The organism is Ruegeria sp. CH8, assembly GCF_056536985.1.
In genome coordinates this window covers 97511-111595 of sequence record NZ_JBQFQR010000016.1, presented here as the reverse complement: position 1 = coordinate 111595, position 14085 = coordinate 97511, and the positions used below count along the sequence as shown (strand labels likewise).

General features: G+C 59.1%; 15 protein-coding genes. 7 read left to right on the top strand and 8 right to left on the bottom strand.

What is annotated here, in order from left to right; all coding sequences use genetic code 11:
* Positions 1 to 8 precede the first annotated feature (8 nt).
* On the bottom strand, positions 9 to 608 hold the full coding sequence (locus tag ACR0ER_RS18100; RefSeq protein WP_480770142.1) for a helix-turn-helix domain-containing protein: 600 nt from the start codon (positions 606 to 608) through the stop codon (positions 9 to 11).
* A gap of 26 nt (positions 609 to 634) precedes the next feature.
* On the opposite strand from ACR0ER_RS18100, the gene ACR0ER_RS18095 reads away from it, so the two are divergent.
* Together ACR0ER_RS18095 and ACR0ER_RS18090 are read left to right on the top strand one after the other, a co-directional pair.
* Complete coding sequence (locus ACR0ER_RS18095; RefSeq protein WP_480770141.1) at positions 635 to 976, top strand: DUF1294 domain-containing protein; 342 nt, start codon at positions 635 to 637, stop codon at positions 974 to 976.
* Between the two features lie 111 nt (positions 977 to 1087).
* Positions 1088 to 1477 carry an SHOCT domain-containing protein gene (locus ACR0ER_RS18090; protein ID WP_480770140.1) on the top strand — a complete coding sequence of 130 codons (390 nt, stop codon included), beginning with the start codon at positions 1088 to 1090 and terminating at the stop codon, positions 1475 to 1477.
* 53 nt (positions 1478 to 1530) lie between these two features.
* Here the strand turns inward: ACR0ER_RS18090 and ACR0ER_RS18085 are convergent, their stop codons facing one another.
* Together ACR0ER_RS18085 and ACR0ER_RS18080 are read right to left on the bottom strand one after the other, a co-directional pair.
* The gene (locus tag ACR0ER_RS18085) at positions 1531 to 1983 is read right to left on the bottom strand and encodes a GAF domain-containing protein (protein WP_480770139.1); all 453 of its coding nucleotides are present in this window, start codon (positions 1981 to 1983) and stop codon (positions 1531 to 1533) included.
* 54 nt (positions 1984 to 2037) lie between these two features.
* Positions 2038 to 3210, bottom strand: a complete 1173-nt coding sequence (locus tag ACR0ER_RS18080) for a thiolase family protein (protein ID WP_480770138.1) — start codon at positions 3208 to 3210, stop codon at positions 2038 to 2040.
* Between the two features lie 102 nt (positions 3211 to 3312).
* Between ACR0ER_RS18080 and ACR0ER_RS18075 the strand changes: the two genes are divergently transcribed.
* The 3 genes from ACR0ER_RS18075 (at position 3313) to ACR0ER_RS18065 (ending at position 5913) form a co-directional block, all read left to right on the top strand.
* On the top strand, positions 3313 to 3651 hold the full coding sequence (locus ACR0ER_RS18075; RefSeq protein ID WP_170329488.1) for an STAS domain-containing protein: 339 nt from the start codon (positions 3313 to 3315) through the stop codon (positions 3649 to 3651).
* 32 nt (positions 3652 to 3683) lie between these two features.
* Positions 3684 to 4124, top strand: a complete 441-nt coding sequence (locus tag ACR0ER_RS18070; RefSeq protein ID WP_480770137.1) for an ATP-binding protein — start codon at positions 3684 to 3686, stop codon at positions 4122 to 4124.
* Positions 4125 to 4335: 211 nt separating this feature from the next.
* On the top strand, positions 4336 to 5913 hold the full coding sequence (locus tag ACR0ER_RS18065; RefSeq protein WP_480770136.1) for a gamma-glutamyltransferase family protein: 1578 nt from the start codon (positions 4336 to 4338) through the stop codon (positions 5911 to 5913).
* A 24-nt stretch (positions 5914 to 5937) separates the two neighbouring features.
* On the opposite strand, the gene hspQ is transcribed toward ACR0ER_RS18065, so the two are convergent.
* Positions 5938 to 6264, bottom strand: a complete 327-nt coding sequence (gene hspQ, locus ACR0ER_RS18060; RefSeq protein WP_170329491.1) for a heat shock protein HspQ — start codon at positions 6262 to 6264, stop codon at positions 5938 to 5940.
* Positions 6265 to 6344: 80 nt separating this feature from the next.
* Here hspQ and ACR0ER_RS18055 point away from each other — a divergent pair, with 80 nt between their 5' ends.
* The gene (locus ACR0ER_RS18055; protein WP_480770135.1) at positions 6345 to 7226 is read left to right on the top strand and encodes an AEC family transporter; all 882 of its coding nucleotides are present in this window, start codon (positions 6345 to 6347) and stop codon (positions 7224 to 7226) included.
* Positions 7227 to 7286: 60 nt separating this feature from the next.
* On the top strand, positions 7287 to 7868 hold the full coding sequence (locus tag ACR0ER_RS18050) for a transglycosylase SLT domain-containing protein (protein WP_480770134.1): 582 nt from the start codon (positions 7287 to 7289) through the stop codon (positions 7866 to 7868).
* 12 nt (positions 7869 to 7880) lie between these two features.
* On the opposite strand, the gene ACR0ER_RS18045 is transcribed toward ACR0ER_RS18050, so the two are convergent.
* The 4 genes from ACR0ER_RS18045 to ACR0ER_RS18030 all read right to left on the bottom strand — a co-directional run bounded on the left by ACR0ER_RS18045 (position 7881) and on the right by ACR0ER_RS18030 (position 14045).
* Complete coding sequence (locus tag ACR0ER_RS18045) at positions 7881 to 8477, bottom strand: LolA family protein (protein WP_170329494.1); 597 nt, start codon at positions 8475 to 8477, stop codon at positions 7881 to 7883.
* Between the two features lie 39 nt (positions 8478 to 8516).
* Positions 8517 to 11411, bottom strand: a complete 2895-nt coding sequence (locus ACR0ER_RS18040; protein WP_480770133.1) for a DNA translocase FtsK 4TM domain-containing protein — start codon at positions 11409 to 11411, stop codon at positions 8517 to 8519.
* A 14-nt stretch (positions 11412 to 11425) separates the two neighbouring features.
* Positions 11426 to 12607, bottom strand: a complete 1182-nt coding sequence (locus tag ACR0ER_RS18035) for an aminotransferase class I/II-fold pyridoxal phosphate-dependent enzyme (protein WP_480770132.1) — start codon at positions 12605 to 12607, stop codon at positions 11426 to 11428.
* 109 nt (positions 12608 to 12716) lie between these two features.
* Positions 12717 to 14045, bottom strand: coding sequence for an amidase (locus ACR0ER_RS18030; protein WP_480770131.1), 1329 nt, complete (start codon positions 14043 to 14045; stop codon positions 12717 to 12719).
* Between the last annotated feature and the right edge of the window lie 40 nt (positions 14046 to 14085).

Below are 14085 nucleotides of genomic sequence, written 5' to 3'. Positions count from 1 at the left end.
CCGACATGTCAGTACACCGGCGGCGCAATGACCCAGATGGCCACCGCAGGCTCATCATAGGGGTTGGCCCATTGATAGGGTTCGTTCTTGATGCGGAAACTGTCCCCGGGACCGACCGAGAACGCCCGTCCACCGATCACCAGATCCAGACGCCCCGACACAATATAGCCGACCTCTTGCGTGGGACGGTTTGCGGGGGTCTGCATCTTTGAATGCGGCTCGAACGTGGAGTGCACCATTTCGAAGTCATCGGTCAGATCGGGAGAGAGCAGCTCTTCGATCAGCCCTTCCTCGCCAGAACCCATCGGGCGGCGCGACCCGGCGCGCACGACGTACCCCTGCTCGTCCACCGGCACCGAGGAATGCGCGAACAGCATCGACATCGGCACACCCAGACACTCGGCGATCTGGCGCAGGTCCGAGATTGAGGGGTCCGACATGTCCCGCTCAACCTGGCTGAGCCATCCAACCGAGCGATTCAGACGCTCGGCTATTTCGGTCAGCGTCAGCCCACGCGCCTTGCGCAGGGCGCGGATATCCGCACCAAGTGTCGCGCTATGGGGGGCCTGAGTGTTCACGTGCCGCTCCGATTCTGGTGAAATTTTCATCCTCTTTTTCACGATGACCCAGATTCGTGAAATTTCCAAGAGATTTTTCATTTGCGCGTGAAACCGTGCCTGTTTATGCCAAGGCCATGTGGATTGCAGTGGTCTATCTTTGGGCGATTAACGTTCTGACGCTATTGGCTTTTGCCTGGGACAAAGCGCGTGCGCGCCGGCGCAAAGGCAGAGTTCCAGAACGTCGGCTGTTATGGCTGGCTGCACTTGGCGGCAGCCCCTGTGCTTTGTTGGGTCGATGGATTTTCCGAAACAAAACACGCAAGCGTGGGTTTTCAATCAGGCTGTTTGTGATTCTCGGTGTCCAGATGAGCCTAATTTACGCGCAATTGGCTGGTGTCTTTCCCGATCCTCTGTGATCGTTTTTTGCAACCGAAACAATATTCTAACCAACTCGCAAACTGTCTGTTACAATCACGTGATCCCTGAGAACAGGGATTTCTTTCTGATAAGCAAAGGGTTGGACGAATATGGAAAATGGGCTCGGTTTCTTTGATATAGTTTGGTCAATCTTCTGGCTGTTCCTGATGGTCGCCTGGTTCTGGGTGATGATCTCTGTCGTCGCTGATGTCTTTCGCTCAAAAGATCTGAGTGGCGGCGGCAAAGCGCTTTGGATCGCCTTTGTGATCCTGATCCCATGGCTGGGTGTTCTGTGTTATCTCATCGTACGTGGGGACAAAATGCATCAGCACAGCGTCGAGACCATGAACCAGATTGAAGAAGCGCAGAAGGACTACATCCGCTCAGTCGCGAGCGCGTCAGCAGCGGATGAATTGGAGCGACTTGCTGCGCTGAAGGAAAAAGGGCACCTGACGGACGAGGAATTTGCCGCTCAGAAAGCCAAAGTGCTCGGGGCCTGAGCGGTCTCATTGTCAGTCAATTTTGGGTCAGCCGGGACACAACCCGGCTGATTTCAATTTTCGAACACATCGGAAAGAATTGCGCCGATTGATGTAGCGTCCTGATCGGTGAAAGCGTCCGGCTGATCACTGTCGATATCAAACACCGCAATCACGTCGCCCGATGCGTTCCGTACCGGCAGAACCAGTTCGGACCGGGTGGACGAAGCGCAGGCAATGTGACCTGGAAATGCATCCACGTCGGGCACTAGTTGCACCTCGCCCGTGCGCGCCGCAACTCCGCAGACCCCGCGGTCGAAGGGGATTACCAGACAGCCATGCCCGCCCTGATAAGGGCCGATCTTCAGTAGCCCCGGTTCGGTCACCCGATAGAATCCGGTCCAGTCGAACCGATCGTCCGAGTGGTGCACCTCGCAGGCTATCGTCGCCATCAGGGCAACCTGATCCATTTCCCCCTCGGTCAGCGCAGCAATGGTTTTGGCGAGCGTGTTGTAGTCAACAGTCATGGTCATGCTCTTTGGTGGACGTTAGCACCGGAGTATTTGCAATCAGTCGAAGCGTCAAATGCGTTCGATAGCGATGGCCGTGCCCTCGCCGCCGCCGATGCAGATCGCAGCGACGCCACGTTTGAGGTTTCGCTTTTCCAACGCGTTCAGCAGAGTGACCATGATCCGCGCGCCTGAGGCGCCGATCGGGTGGCCCAAAGCGCAGGCGCCACCGTTCACGTTAACCTTGTCGCGCGGCAGGCCCATCTCATGCATGAAGGCCATAGGGACGACGGCAAAGGCCTCGTTCACTTCCCACAAGTCCACGTCGTCTTTGGACCAGCCAATGGACGCGAGCAGCTTTTGCGCCGCCGGAACCGGCGCGGTCGTGAACAGACCGGGTGCCTGCGCGTGGCTGGCATGGCCAACGATCCGGGCGCGCACGGTCAGGCCTTGCGCCTCGGCGGCGTCAGCCGAGGCGAGCACCAGCGCTGCGGCACCGTCGGAGATCGACGAGGAATTGGCCGCCGTCACAGTACCATCCTTGCGGAAGGCGGGTTTCAGCGTCGGGATTTTGTCCGGCCGCGCGGATTGCGGTTGCTCGTCTTGTCCAAAGGTGACCTCACCCTTGCGGGTGCGGGTGGTGACCGGTGTGATCTCACCCTCAAACGCACCGCTTTCCTGCGCAGACAGGGCGTTAGACAGCGATTGCAGCGCGTATTCGTCCTGTGCCTCGCGAGTGAACTGATAGGCCTCGGCGCAGTCCTCAGCGAAGGTGCCCATCAGGCGGCCCTTGTCATAGGCGTCTTCGAGCCCGTCCAGGAACATGTGATCGACCACCTGGCTGTGTCCGATTCGCGCGCCGCCGCGCATCTTGGGCAGCAGGTAGGGGGCGTTGGTCATGCTTTCCATCCCACCCGCGATCACGGTGTCGGCGTGGCCAAGGGCAATCTGGTCAAATGCGATCATCGCCGCCTTCATCCCCGATCCGCACATCTTGTTCAGGGTCGTGGCGGGCACCTCTTCGCCCAAACCCGCCGCGAATCCGGCTTGCCGCGCCGGGGCCTGACCCTGACCAGCGGGCAAAACACAGCCCATCAGCACCTCATCTACCGTTTCAGTGCCCGCGCCCTGTAGCGCGGATCGGATGGCGGTTCCGCCCAGTTCGGCAGCGGCCACTCCGTCGAACATCCCCTGAAATCCGCCCATGGGCGTACGCGCGGCCCCGGCAATAACAACCTGTTTCATCGGCGTGTTCCTCCTCTTTTCCCACCCGATGGATACCGAATGGTAAGATTTGCAGTCTAGCGTATTTCTACTAGCGAATTTCAGATTAGAGGACCGTCGCGAATGGCCCTGACCAGCACTACGACCGACGCAACCCAGATTATCAAAGTCCATTCAGACCGCATTGATGCAGCCATGGCTATCCAGTTCAAGGAAGACATGCGCAACGAAGCCGAAGGCGGCGCCATAAGGGTGGTGCTGGACCTGAGCAGCGTTGAATTCATCGATTCAAGCGGACTGGGCGCCATCGTCGCGTCAATGAAGCAGCTTGGAAACGACCGCAGGCTGGATCTGGCCGGGCTGCACCCTTTCGTCGAAAAGGTGTTTCGACTAACCCGAATGGACACGGTGTTCAAACTGTACCCAACGCTGGATGACGCATTGTCGACCGCCGCCGGCTGACCCTTCCCCGACCAAGAATAGGCTCAATGCCCATGTGTGACGGCAAATGTTTGGATCTGAGTTTCGCAGCGACCGAGTCTGAGGCCAGCGCCGGAATTGCGCAACTCAGTAGGTGTCTGGCGACACAGGGGCTACCGCAGCACAAGGCGGGTGACGTGAAGATTGCCTTAGCCGAGGCGATCAACAATGTGGTGGAACATGCCTATGCCGATGTCACGCCTGCCAAGGTCAAGGTGCGGTGCCGCCTACACCGGAACTGGCTGGAGATTCTGATCTCGGACACCGGCAACCCGCTGCCCGGGTTTCGGGTGCCAGACGGGGTTCCGGCACCGTTGGGGTCAACGATCGACGAACTGCCCGAAGGCGGGTTCGGCTGGTTTATGATTCACGAATTGACCAGCGAAATCCGCTATGAACGTTCCGACGGCTGTAACCGGTTGTCGCTGCGGTTTGATTTTCCTGACCCAGCCTGACGGCACGAAAACGTCACAATAAGGTCCAGATCGAACCATTGTGGCGCCGCAAACAACGGGCAAAAAGTATCTGTAGCTCAGATAGCTTCCCTCGGCGCCAAGAATCACAGCCCCCACCCAGTGAACGGCGCCGAGGAACTTTTCCCTCATGTGACTGGACAACATCTGACCGCGCGATACCTTCGACGCGTTCAAAACGGGGAAATGCACTATGCGGGATTTTCAAACTCCGGGCCGGTCCGAAGTTCTGGCGACGGAAGGGATGTGCGCCACGTCGCACCCTCTGGCGGCGAAAACGGCCTTGGACATTCTGCAACAAGGTGGAAACGCAATGGACGCGGCCATTGCCGGGGCGGTTTTGCTGGGCATTTGCGAACCACAGATGACCGGATTGGGTGGCGATTGCTTTGTCTTGTTCAACCGGGCGGGAGAGGATGAGGTCCGCGCCCTGAACGGTTCGGGCCGCGCACCTGCCGCAGCCGATTCGGAGAAACTGCGGGCACAAGGGCTGGCTGCGGTGCCGCTGAATACGGCCGACGCCGTGACCATTCCCGGCGCGGTCGATGCGTTCTGTCATCTGGCGGAAACCGAGGGCACGCTGGGACTGGATGCCATTCTGCAGCCCGCCATTCACTATGCCGAGACCGGCGTGCCGGTTGCCCCGAGAGTAGCCTTTGACTGGAGGACCGGCGCAAGCACCCTTCAAGGGGCGGCGCGTTCGCATTATTTGATCAACGACCGAGCGCCGGATGCCGGTCAGGTGTTCAGGTCCCCCGGTCAGGCAGAAGTTCTGCGTCAGATTGCCCGAGATGGGCGGGACGCGTTTTATTCAGGCGACATCGCCGAGGATATGATCACCGCGCTGGCCCAGCGGGGCGGTACCCACAAGGCGGAAGATTTTCTGGCCACCTCCTGCACCAAGACCCACCCCGTCAGTGGCCCATATAAAGGGCTGGAACTTGTCGAGCACCCGCCCAACGGCCAAGGTGCCACCGCAATTCTGCTGCTGAACATCCTCAAGAACTTCGAACTGGCCAGCCTGGACCCGTTTGGGGTTGAACGTCTGCATATCGAGGCCGAAGCTTCAAACCTTGCTTATGACGCCCGCAACCGGTTCATTGCCGATCCCGATCACACAACACATGCGGATCGGTTTTTGGACCAGGGTGTGGCCGACAGGCTGGCGGCACTGATCGACCCGAAACGCGCGATGCCTGCTGCAGCCCCGCTGACCGAGGCCATTCACAAAGACACCGTCTATATCACCGTGGTGGACCGAGACAGGATGACCGTATCCCTGATCTATTCTATCTTTCACAGCTTCGGTTCTGGGATTGCATCGGAAAAATACGGTATTCTGTTACAGAACCGCGGTGCTGGCTTTACCCTGCAAGCCGGCCACCCCAATGAGCTGGGCGGCGGCAAACGCCCCATGCACACCATCATTCCCGGCATTTTGAAACAGAATGGCCGGGTTTTAATGCCGTTCGGAGTGATGGGCGGCGCCTATCAACCCACCGGTCATGCCCGGTTTTTGTCAAATCTGACCGATCACGGGATGGACATGCAGTCAAGCATGGATGCTCCGCGCGCATTTGCAGATAACGGCGTACTGAAACTGGAACGCGGGATTCCGCCCAGTACAGCGCAGCAATTGCGTGATTTAGGCCACACTGTTGCGATTTCAGAAACACCCCTGGGCGGTGCGCAGGCTATTCGAATCTGTGAAAACGGCATTCTGAAGGGCGCAAGCGATCCACGAAAAGACGGATGCGCACTTGGATATTAACCGGCGCGGACTGGGTTTGCGGCGTTAGTTCAGCTGAAAGTGCAGAGGGTATGCGCCGTTCTCGAACGGGCCGAACATGTCGGGGATATCGGGGTGTTCAACCGGCTCACCAGATTGGTCCGCAACCAGATTTTGTTCAGAAACATAAGCAACATAGAAGGATTGGTCGTTTTCCGCCAACAGGTGATAAAACGGCTGATCCTTGATTGGGCGGCTGTCCTCGGGGATGGCCTGATACCACTCTTCAGTGTTCGAGAACTCGGCGTCCACGTCGAAGATTACCCCTCGGAAGGGATGTTTTTTATGCCGGACCACCTGGCCCAAGCCGTATTTGGCATGTGTCTTCAGCATTGTATCTGCCCCCACTGGTCTTACTACCCCGTTCCGGGCCAAAAAGCCAATCATTGATCCGAAATTAAGGGAAACAGTCTGTGAACCTCTTGCTGACAGTGTTCGAAATCGTGGCCCCGGTCTTTCTTTTGGCAGCGATTGGTTTTTCTTGGGTCAAACTGGGATTCGAGTACCGGATGGAGTTCGTAACCCGCCTTGGCGTCACGCTTGCAGTGCCAAGTCTGATCTTTGTGGCACTAATGCAAACCGAAATCCCTCCCGGAGAGCTGACGCGTTTTACATTGGCCGCCATTTCCGGGCATGTCTTGCTGGCAATTGTATTTGAGGTGTTTGTACGTCTGCGCGGACTGGATCGCCGAACTTACCTGTCTCCGTTGATTTTCGGGAATACAGGCAATCTGGGCCTGCCGTTATGTATATTTGCCTTTGGGCAAGCTGGGCTGGGTTACGCGGTCGTTTTTCTGGCCGTTACTGCCCTGCTGTCCTTCACCTACGGCATCTATCTGGTGGCCGGTAAAGGCGGGTTTGGCAAAGCGGCGCGGGAACCTATGGTCTGGGCAACTTTGTTAGGAGCATTGTTTCTGTGGCGCGGCTGGCAGACGCCGGTCTTTTTAACCAACACGTTGGAATTATTAGGACAGATGGCTGTTCCGATGATGCTGATAACGGTTGGGGTGGCCATTGCCCGCCTGTCGTCCCACAAAATCAGTCAGGCCATCTGGCTATCGCTAATCAAACTCGTCGTGTGTTTTGCTTTAGGCTGGGTATTAGCGATTCTCTTCGGCCTCGATGCAATCGCATTTGGTGTCATGGTGCTGCAGATGTGCGCACCGGTTGCAGTTACGTCTTATCTTTTGGCGGAACGGTTTGAAGCGGACTCAGACGCTGTTGCGGGGATGGTCATGATCTCAACAATCCTGTCTGTCGGCGCGTTACCCTTAATTCTTGCTATTGTTTTATAACGATTGTGATTTCCTAAACGCTCAATCTGCGCTAGAATAAAAGAAAAAGGCACGAGGCACATGAGCAGAATTCTTATCGTACTCTTCGGGGTGCTGCTTTTGGCATCCTGTGGGGGTGGCTCCAAACAGCCGCCCAACAAGCTGAATGACGCGTGCAGCATTGCGCGCGAACGGCCCGAATTCATGAAGGCCTTCAAAAGCACCGAACGGAAATGGGGCGTACCTGTCCACGTTCAGATGGCGACGATCTATCAGGAAAGCCGCTATAAACACGACGCACGCACGCCGCACCAATACGTTCTGGGCGTGATCCCGATGGGCCGCCAAAGCAGCGCCTATGGCTTTAGCCAGGCGCTGGACGGCACGTGGGAGCAGTACCAGAAGGAAACCGGCAAACGCCGCGCCAAGCGGGATCGCATCCGCGATGCGTCGGATTTCATCGGCTGGTACATGAACAAAAGCTATGAACGGAACGGCATTCATCCCAGTGATACGCGCAACCAGTACCTCGCTTATCACGAGGGTCACACCGGCTACGCCCGTGGCAGTCACTACAGCAAGACCTGGCTGTTGAACGTCGCCAATGACGTTGACGCGCGCGCCAAGCTGTATCAGGCGCAACTGTCCGGTTGCCGCTACTGACAGGTCAGCGGGTCAGCGATTGCCTGACCCGCTTCTGTTTGATTTCCTAAACAGGTCCCGGTTCAAATTCTTGCCCGTGTCCAGCTGACCCAGCAACACAGTTGTCTGGGTGCCCGCATTGTCGTGAATCACCCATTTGCGCAGTTCGACCGGGTTATCGGTGAACATCAGCTCGATCCGGCCGGACTCGGGGTTTTTCGGGTCCTGTGCGGTGACAACCGTCGCGGTGCCATCGAAATCATGAGCCACGACCATATTCGCCTGCCCCAGGTTCACATTGCGCGCCAACACCAGTGACAGCGGTGTCCGTTTCAATGGATATTGCTCGGCCGGTTGGTTCGACTTGGGGTCAAAGATCTGCACCGTGCCCGCATTGGCCAGCACAACTGCGCTGCTGGGCGGATCATACTCGAACCGCATCTTCCCGGGCCGCTGCATCCACAGCTTGCCGGTGCTCAGCGAGCCGTCGTCGTTGACCTGAGTAAATGTCGTCTGAACGGTTTTCAGACCGTTCAGATAATTGGAGATCTGCGACAGCGGCAGTTTATCGGCCGCCCAGGCGGCAGGTGCGGCCAGGGTCAGGGCAAGGGCAAAAGCAATCTGTTTCATGCGTCCCAGATAAGCCTTCTACCCTTGTTATTAAATATCCTACTGCTCGGGGACGAGGATTTCCCGCTTACCGACGTGATTTGCCGCCGAAACAACGCCTTCATCCTCCATCTGCTCAACCAGCCGCGCGGCCTTGTTGTAGCCGATGGCGAGTTTCCGCTGGATGTAGGAGGTCGAGCATTTGCGATCTTTGATCACAATCGCCACCGCCTGATCGTACAGAGCATCCTCTCCGTTGGTGTTGCCACCGGTATTCAGGCCGAGAACAGCATCGATATTGTCGGCCTTTTCCTCTGCCGGGCCATCGACCACGCCGCTCATGTAATCCGGCGGACCGAACTGTTTCAGGTGGTTGACGATTTCCTCGACCTCTTCGTCCGAGACAAACGGCCCATGGCAACGGGTGATCTTGGCACCACCGGCCATATAGAGCATATCGCCCTGCCCCAGTAGCTGCTCGGCCCCCATTTCACCAAGGATCGTCCGGCTGTCGACCTTCGAAGTCACCTGGAAGGAAATCCGGGTCGGGAAGTTCGCCTTGATTGTACCGGTGATCACGTCGACCGAGGGGCGCTGCGTCGCCATGATCAGGTGAATACCCGAGGCCCGCGCCATCTGCGCCAGACGCTGGATGCAGGCTTCGATCTCTTTGCCCGCAACCATCATCAGGTCGGCCATCTCATCGACGATGACAACGATATAGGGCATCGCTTCGGGCGCGAATTCTTCGGTCTCGAACACCGGTTCACCGGTTTCATCGTCAAAGCCGGTTTGGACCGTACGGCTGAACATTTCACCCTTGTCCAAAGCATCCTTCACACGGCCGTTGTAGCCTGCGATGTTACGGACGCCCATTTTGGACATTTTGCGATAGCGATCCTCCATCTCGCCCACGACCCATTTCAGGGCCACGACTGCCTTTTTCGGGTCAGTCACAACAGGCGAGAGCAGATGCGGAATGCCGTCATAAACCGACAGTTCCAACATCTTGGGGTCGATCATGATCAGGCGGCACTCATCCGGCGTCAGCTTGTACAGCAGCGACAGGATCATCGTATTGATCGCGACCGACTTACCCGAACCGGTGGTCCCCGCGATCAGCAGGTGGGGCATTTTCGCAAGGTTCGCCACAACAGACTCACCGCCGATATCCTTGCCCAGCGCCAGCGGCAGCGCGTGGTTACCATCGCCGAAATCGCGGCTGGCGAGAATTTCACGCAGCACAACCATCTCGCGGTTTTCGTTGGGAAGTTCGATACCAATCACGGACCGTCCGGGCAGGGTCGAAACCCGCGCCGACAGGGCCGACATCGAGCGCGCGATGTCATCCGCCAAACCGATCACACGGCTGGCTTTCAGGCCCGGAGCCGGTTCGAGTTCGTACATGGTGACAACAGGGCCGGGGCGAACGCTGACGATCTCACCCTTGACGCCATAGTCATCCAGCACGTTTTCGAGCATCCGCGCGTTTTCTTCCAGCGCTTCATCGCTGAGATGATGGCGCTGAATGCTGGCGGGGTTCGACAACAGGTTCAGTGGTGGCAACTCGAAATCCGAATGCCGATCCTCAAACGACAGCGCAGGTTGTGCTTCGGCCTGAGCCCGGCGCGAGGGCGGCGGGGTGCGACGCACGGGTTGGGCCACCACCGGCTTGCGCGGCTCGGCCACAGGGATTTTCATCGCCGGGCGCGACTGCGGTTCGGGTTCTGGCATCGGCGCATCCTCGAACACGGCCTCATCTTCGAAATTCGGCTCGGGCGCTAAATCCTCGTGCAGCGGTTCCTGCTGCCATTCGGGCGCGGGCTCTGCCGTCAGCATCGGTTCCGGCGGCAGACCGACCGACGTCATCGGCGGTTCCGGCGGCAAGTCTTCCCCTCCTCTGGCGTTCAGGATCAGAGGGTCCGGTCCACGACCCCGCCCCTTGGTCAGCGGCAGGTTTGGATCATGCTCGGGTGCCATCTCGCCCGCAGCAACCTTTCGATTGCGCACGGCGGCGGAAATCTTTGACCGGATACGGTCCTCGCCCGGCATCTCATCAAAGCCTGCGACGGGTTCGGGATCGACCAGCTCGGGTTCGGGCATCGGATCAGGGCGGCGGATCAGGCTGGGCATCCGCGCCAGCAGGCCGGTTTTTACGGGCTCGGGTTCGTCGAGCTCCGGTTCTTCATAGATCGGCTCTTCAAACGCGATTTCATCATCAAAAACGGCCTCTGCACGGGCGGTCTTGCGTTCATCCCATTGCGCGCGGCGATCACGCGCGGCCTGCGCGGTGGCAGCAGCGCCACGGCCCAAAAAGTTCATCAGCATGTCGTAGGACATCACCAGCCCCAACAGGAAACCGCGGAACCCCTTGCGCACATCGGCCTTAGTGAAACCAAGTACAAAGACACCCAGCGCCAGCATTCCGGCGGCCATCGCCAGCGACATCAACTTGACCATGAAATGCGAAGAGATCGGCAGCAGCGTCAGCAGCGCACCCATCACGGTATCACCGAACAACCCACCCAGACCAAAACTGTGGGTCGTGCGCCAAGCCTCACCCGGCACCAGCGTTGCGGCGTAAACCGAGACAATTGCAATCCAGATCGGGGCAAAGATCAGACGGGCAACCGCGCGTTCTTCGCCGAAATGCCCGGCAAAGCGCACACCCCAGCCGATCAGCACCAACGCGATGCTCCAACTGCCCCAGCCAACGATCATGAACAAAGGAGCCGCAATCGAGGCTCCGATCCGTCCCAGCCAGTTCTGCACCGGCGCGTCTGTCGAAACCATCCAGTTCGGATCATCCGGCGTGTAAGACCAGATCATCGCGGCCGAGGCCAGCCCCAGCAGGATCAGGGCGATCCCGATCAATTCCTTGCTGCGCCGCTCAATCGCGGCCTGAGTCGTGCTGTCCAATAATGGATCGCGGTTTCGCGCGTTCAATGATGCCATTTTGCCCTCGTACCTCACGAATAGATGCAGTCACGGAGCTTGATCAGTCCGCGCTTCATCTCTGTTTTTGGGGCCACCATTGCGACCCGGATAAATTGCTCGCCCGGGTTTTGCCCCGGATCACCTTGAGAAAGATATGCGCCCGGCAGCACCCGAACTCCGGTTTGCTTCCAGACCTTCAATGCAGTTTCCTCACCGTTTTCGACCGGCAGCCACAGGAAAAACCCAGCCTCGGGCGGCAAATAGCCCTGCAGGCCTGCGAACACCTCATCGGCTATCGCGTATTTGTCCTGATAGAGCGCGCGGTTCTCGGCCACGTGTTCTTCATCCGCCCAGACCCGCGCCGCAGCGGCCTGCAACGGCAGCGGCAGCGGCGCGCCTGCATAGCTGCGCAACTGTTTGACCCGCTTGATCGTCTCGGGACCACCAGCAATCAGGCCGGACCGCAGGCCAGCCAGATTCGACCGTTTCGACAGCGAGTTGAACAGCGTCACCCGCTCAGGGTCAGCGCCCAGTTCCTGCGCCACGGTCAGGGCGCCCGTAGGGGCCTCATCGCGGTAAATCTCGGAATAGCACTCGTCAGCGAAGATGCGGAAATCGTATTTCTCGGCCAATTGGATCAATTCGACCCAATAATCGTGCGAGGCCACCGCCCCCTGCGGGTTGGCGGGTGAACAGATGTAGGCCGCGACGGTGCGGTTCAGAACATCCTCGGGCAGGCCTGCATAGTCCGGCAGGTGGCCGGTTGCGGCCGTGGCGGGCACGAAAACCGGCTCGGCCCGGACCGAGATCGAGGCGACCATATAGACCTGATAGAACGGGTTCGGGCACAGGATGACCGGTTTCTGACCATTTTTTTCCTCGGGGCACAGCGCCATGGCGGCGTTATACAACCCCTCGCGCGTGCCATTCAGGGCCATCACGTTTGTGTCGGGGTCCATCTGCACGCCATAGCGACGCGCAATCCAATCGGTGATCGCGCACCGCAACTCCGGCGAGCCTTCATTTGGGGGATAACCCTGAAACCCGGCTGCGTTCTCGGTGATCACATCGGTCACCCAAGCCGGAAAGTCATGCATCGGCGCGCCGATGGTCATGTGAATCACATCTCCGCCCGGTTGGTGGTGGTCCAACAGGGTGCGCAGACGCGGGAATGCGTATTCCGGTAGGTTCGAAAACCGCTCGGGGAAATTCATAACTGTTGCCTCAATACCGGGATCATTTTCGCCCCGTTTTTTTGGCAGATTACAGGTCACACCCCGTTTCGTCCAGACAAAGAGGTGCCGAATCAGGGGATTGTGGCATTCAGGCCAAAGCGGCCTCGGCGGCTGATCCGAGCCGTAATAGAGCCTCTTCCGACCCCGGATAGCCCATCATCATCAGCCCGCAGCCGGGTGTTCCGGTGGGCAAGGTCAGCGCAGCCAGCCCCATCAGGTTGCCAATCCGCGTGTTACGCAGGGCCAGCAGGTTTTCGGTGACGTAATAATCGTGGTCGCTCATCAGCCGGTCCAGATTCGGTGGCAGGATGGGGGCCGTGGGGGCCAGAACCGCGTCGAACCCTGCGGTGGCTGCGTCCCACGCGGCGCGGCTGGCCTTCAGCTTGGACCACGCAGCAATATAGTCGGGGCCAGAGGCGTTCTTGCCCGCGCGGAAGCGCTCAAGGATCTCGGGGTACATGGCGTCCGGGTTGGCCTCGATCACATCACGCCAAAGCCCATAGGCTTCGGTTGTATAGAGGATCCCGGACAGGCCCATCGCATCGTTCAACTCAGGCACTTCAAGCGGCACAATCTCAGCCCCGGCATCCCGTAGACGGTCCAGAGCGTCGTCATATGCCTTGCGCGGGGCGTCCCGCAGATCGTCCTTGGCCACGTTTTGCAGGTCGGCAAAGCGACGGCCTTTCAGGTTGGCTCCGCGTAGGTCGGCCGGTGCGTTGCCTTCCAGCAAAGCAAGCAGATGGGCCGCATCCTCGACCGACCGGGCCAGCGGACCGGCGGTGTCGAAGCGCAGGCACAAGGGCACCACCCCTTCCAGACTAACCCGCCCGGCGGTTGTTTTCAGCCCGACCAGATTGTTCCAAGCCGCCGGGATGCGCACCGAGCCGCCCGTGTCCGAGCCAATCCCACCAGCCGCCAAGCCCCAAGCCACCGACGCTGCCGCCCCTGAGGATGAGCCGCCAGACACCGCCGCTTCATCATCGATGCAAGGAGGGGTTCCGGTGATCGGGTTCAGTCCAAGGCCGGAAAAGGCCAGCTCGCTCATGTGGGTTTTGCCCAGGCAAACCGCCCCCAGCGTGGTGGCGTTGCGCAGAATAACCGCGTCGGCCTCGGGCACGCGGCCTTTCAGCAGGGCCGATCCGGCCTCGGTCGCGGTTCCGGCAGTGTCGAACAGGTCTTTCCAACTGATCGGCACGCCATCCAGCAGAGACAGGCGCAGGCCCAGCTTGGCGCGCTCTTGCGCCGCCTTGGCCTCGGCGCGGGCGCGGTCGTGGGTCACGCGGGCGTAGATCCGGTCGCGGTGCGCGTGGGCATCGATGGCTGAAAGGTAGACCTCGGTCAGCTCAACGGGGTCGATCCGCCCCATACCAATGCCCCGGCCCAGATCACACGCCGTCATGGTCAGCCAATCCTGCATCCCTGCCCCCTTTGGAAAATCGCGTTCATCGGACGGTAGC

Excerpts from the sequence above, each read along its gene's own strand:
- ACR0ER_RS18100 (WP_480770142.1), bottom strand. The coding sequence starts at position 608 with ATGAAAATTTCACCAGAATCGGAGCGGCACGTGAACACTCAGGCCCCC.
- ACR0ER_RS18090 (WP_480770140.1), top strand. The coding sequence starts at position 1,088 with ATGGAAAATGGGCTCGGTTTCTTTGATATAGTTTGGTCAATCTTCTGG.
- ACR0ER_RS18085 (WP_480770139.1), bottom strand. The coding sequence starts at position 1,983 with ATGACTGTTGACTACAACACGCTCGCCAAAACCATTGCTGCGCTGACC.
- ACR0ER_RS18080 (WP_480770138.1), bottom strand. The coding sequence starts at position 3,210 with ATGAAACAGGTTGTTATTGCCGGGGCCGCGCGTACGCCCATGGGCGGA.
- ACR0ER_RS18075 (WP_170329488.1), top strand. The coding sequence starts at position 3,313 with ATGGCCCTGACCAGCACTACGACCGACGCAACCCAGATTATCAAAGTC.
- ACR0ER_RS18070 (WP_480770137.1), top strand. The coding sequence starts at position 3,684 with ATGTGTGACGGCAAATGTTTGGATCTGAGTTTCGCAGCGACCGAGTCT.
- ACR0ER_RS18065 (WP_480770136.1), top strand. The coding sequence starts at position 4,336 with ATGCGGGATTTTCAAACTCCGGGCCGGTCCGAAGTTCTGGCGACGGAA.
- hspQ (WP_170329491.1), bottom strand. The coding sequence starts at position 6,264 with ATGCTGAAGACACATGCCAAATACGGCTTGGGCCAGGTGGTCCGGCAT.
- ACR0ER_RS18050 (WP_480770134.1), top strand. The coding sequence starts at position 7,287 with ATGAGCAGAATTCTTATCGTACTCTTCGGGGTGCTGCTTTTGGCATCC.
- ACR0ER_RS18045 (WP_170329494.1), bottom strand. The coding sequence starts at position 8,477 with ATGAAACAGATTGCTTTTGCCCTTGCCCTGACCCTGGCCGCACCTGCC.
- ACR0ER_RS18040 (WP_480770133.1), bottom strand. The coding sequence starts at position 11,411 with ATGGCATCATTGAACGCGCGAAACCGCGATCCATTATTGGACAGCACG.
- ACR0ER_RS18035 (WP_480770132.1), bottom strand. The coding sequence starts at position 12,607 with ATGAATTTCCCCGAGCGGTTTTCGAACCTACCGGAATACGCATTCCCG.
- ACR0ER_RS18030 (WP_480770131.1), bottom strand. The coding sequence starts at position 14,045 with ATGCAGGATTGGCTGACCATGACGGCGTGTGATCTGGGCCGGGGCATT.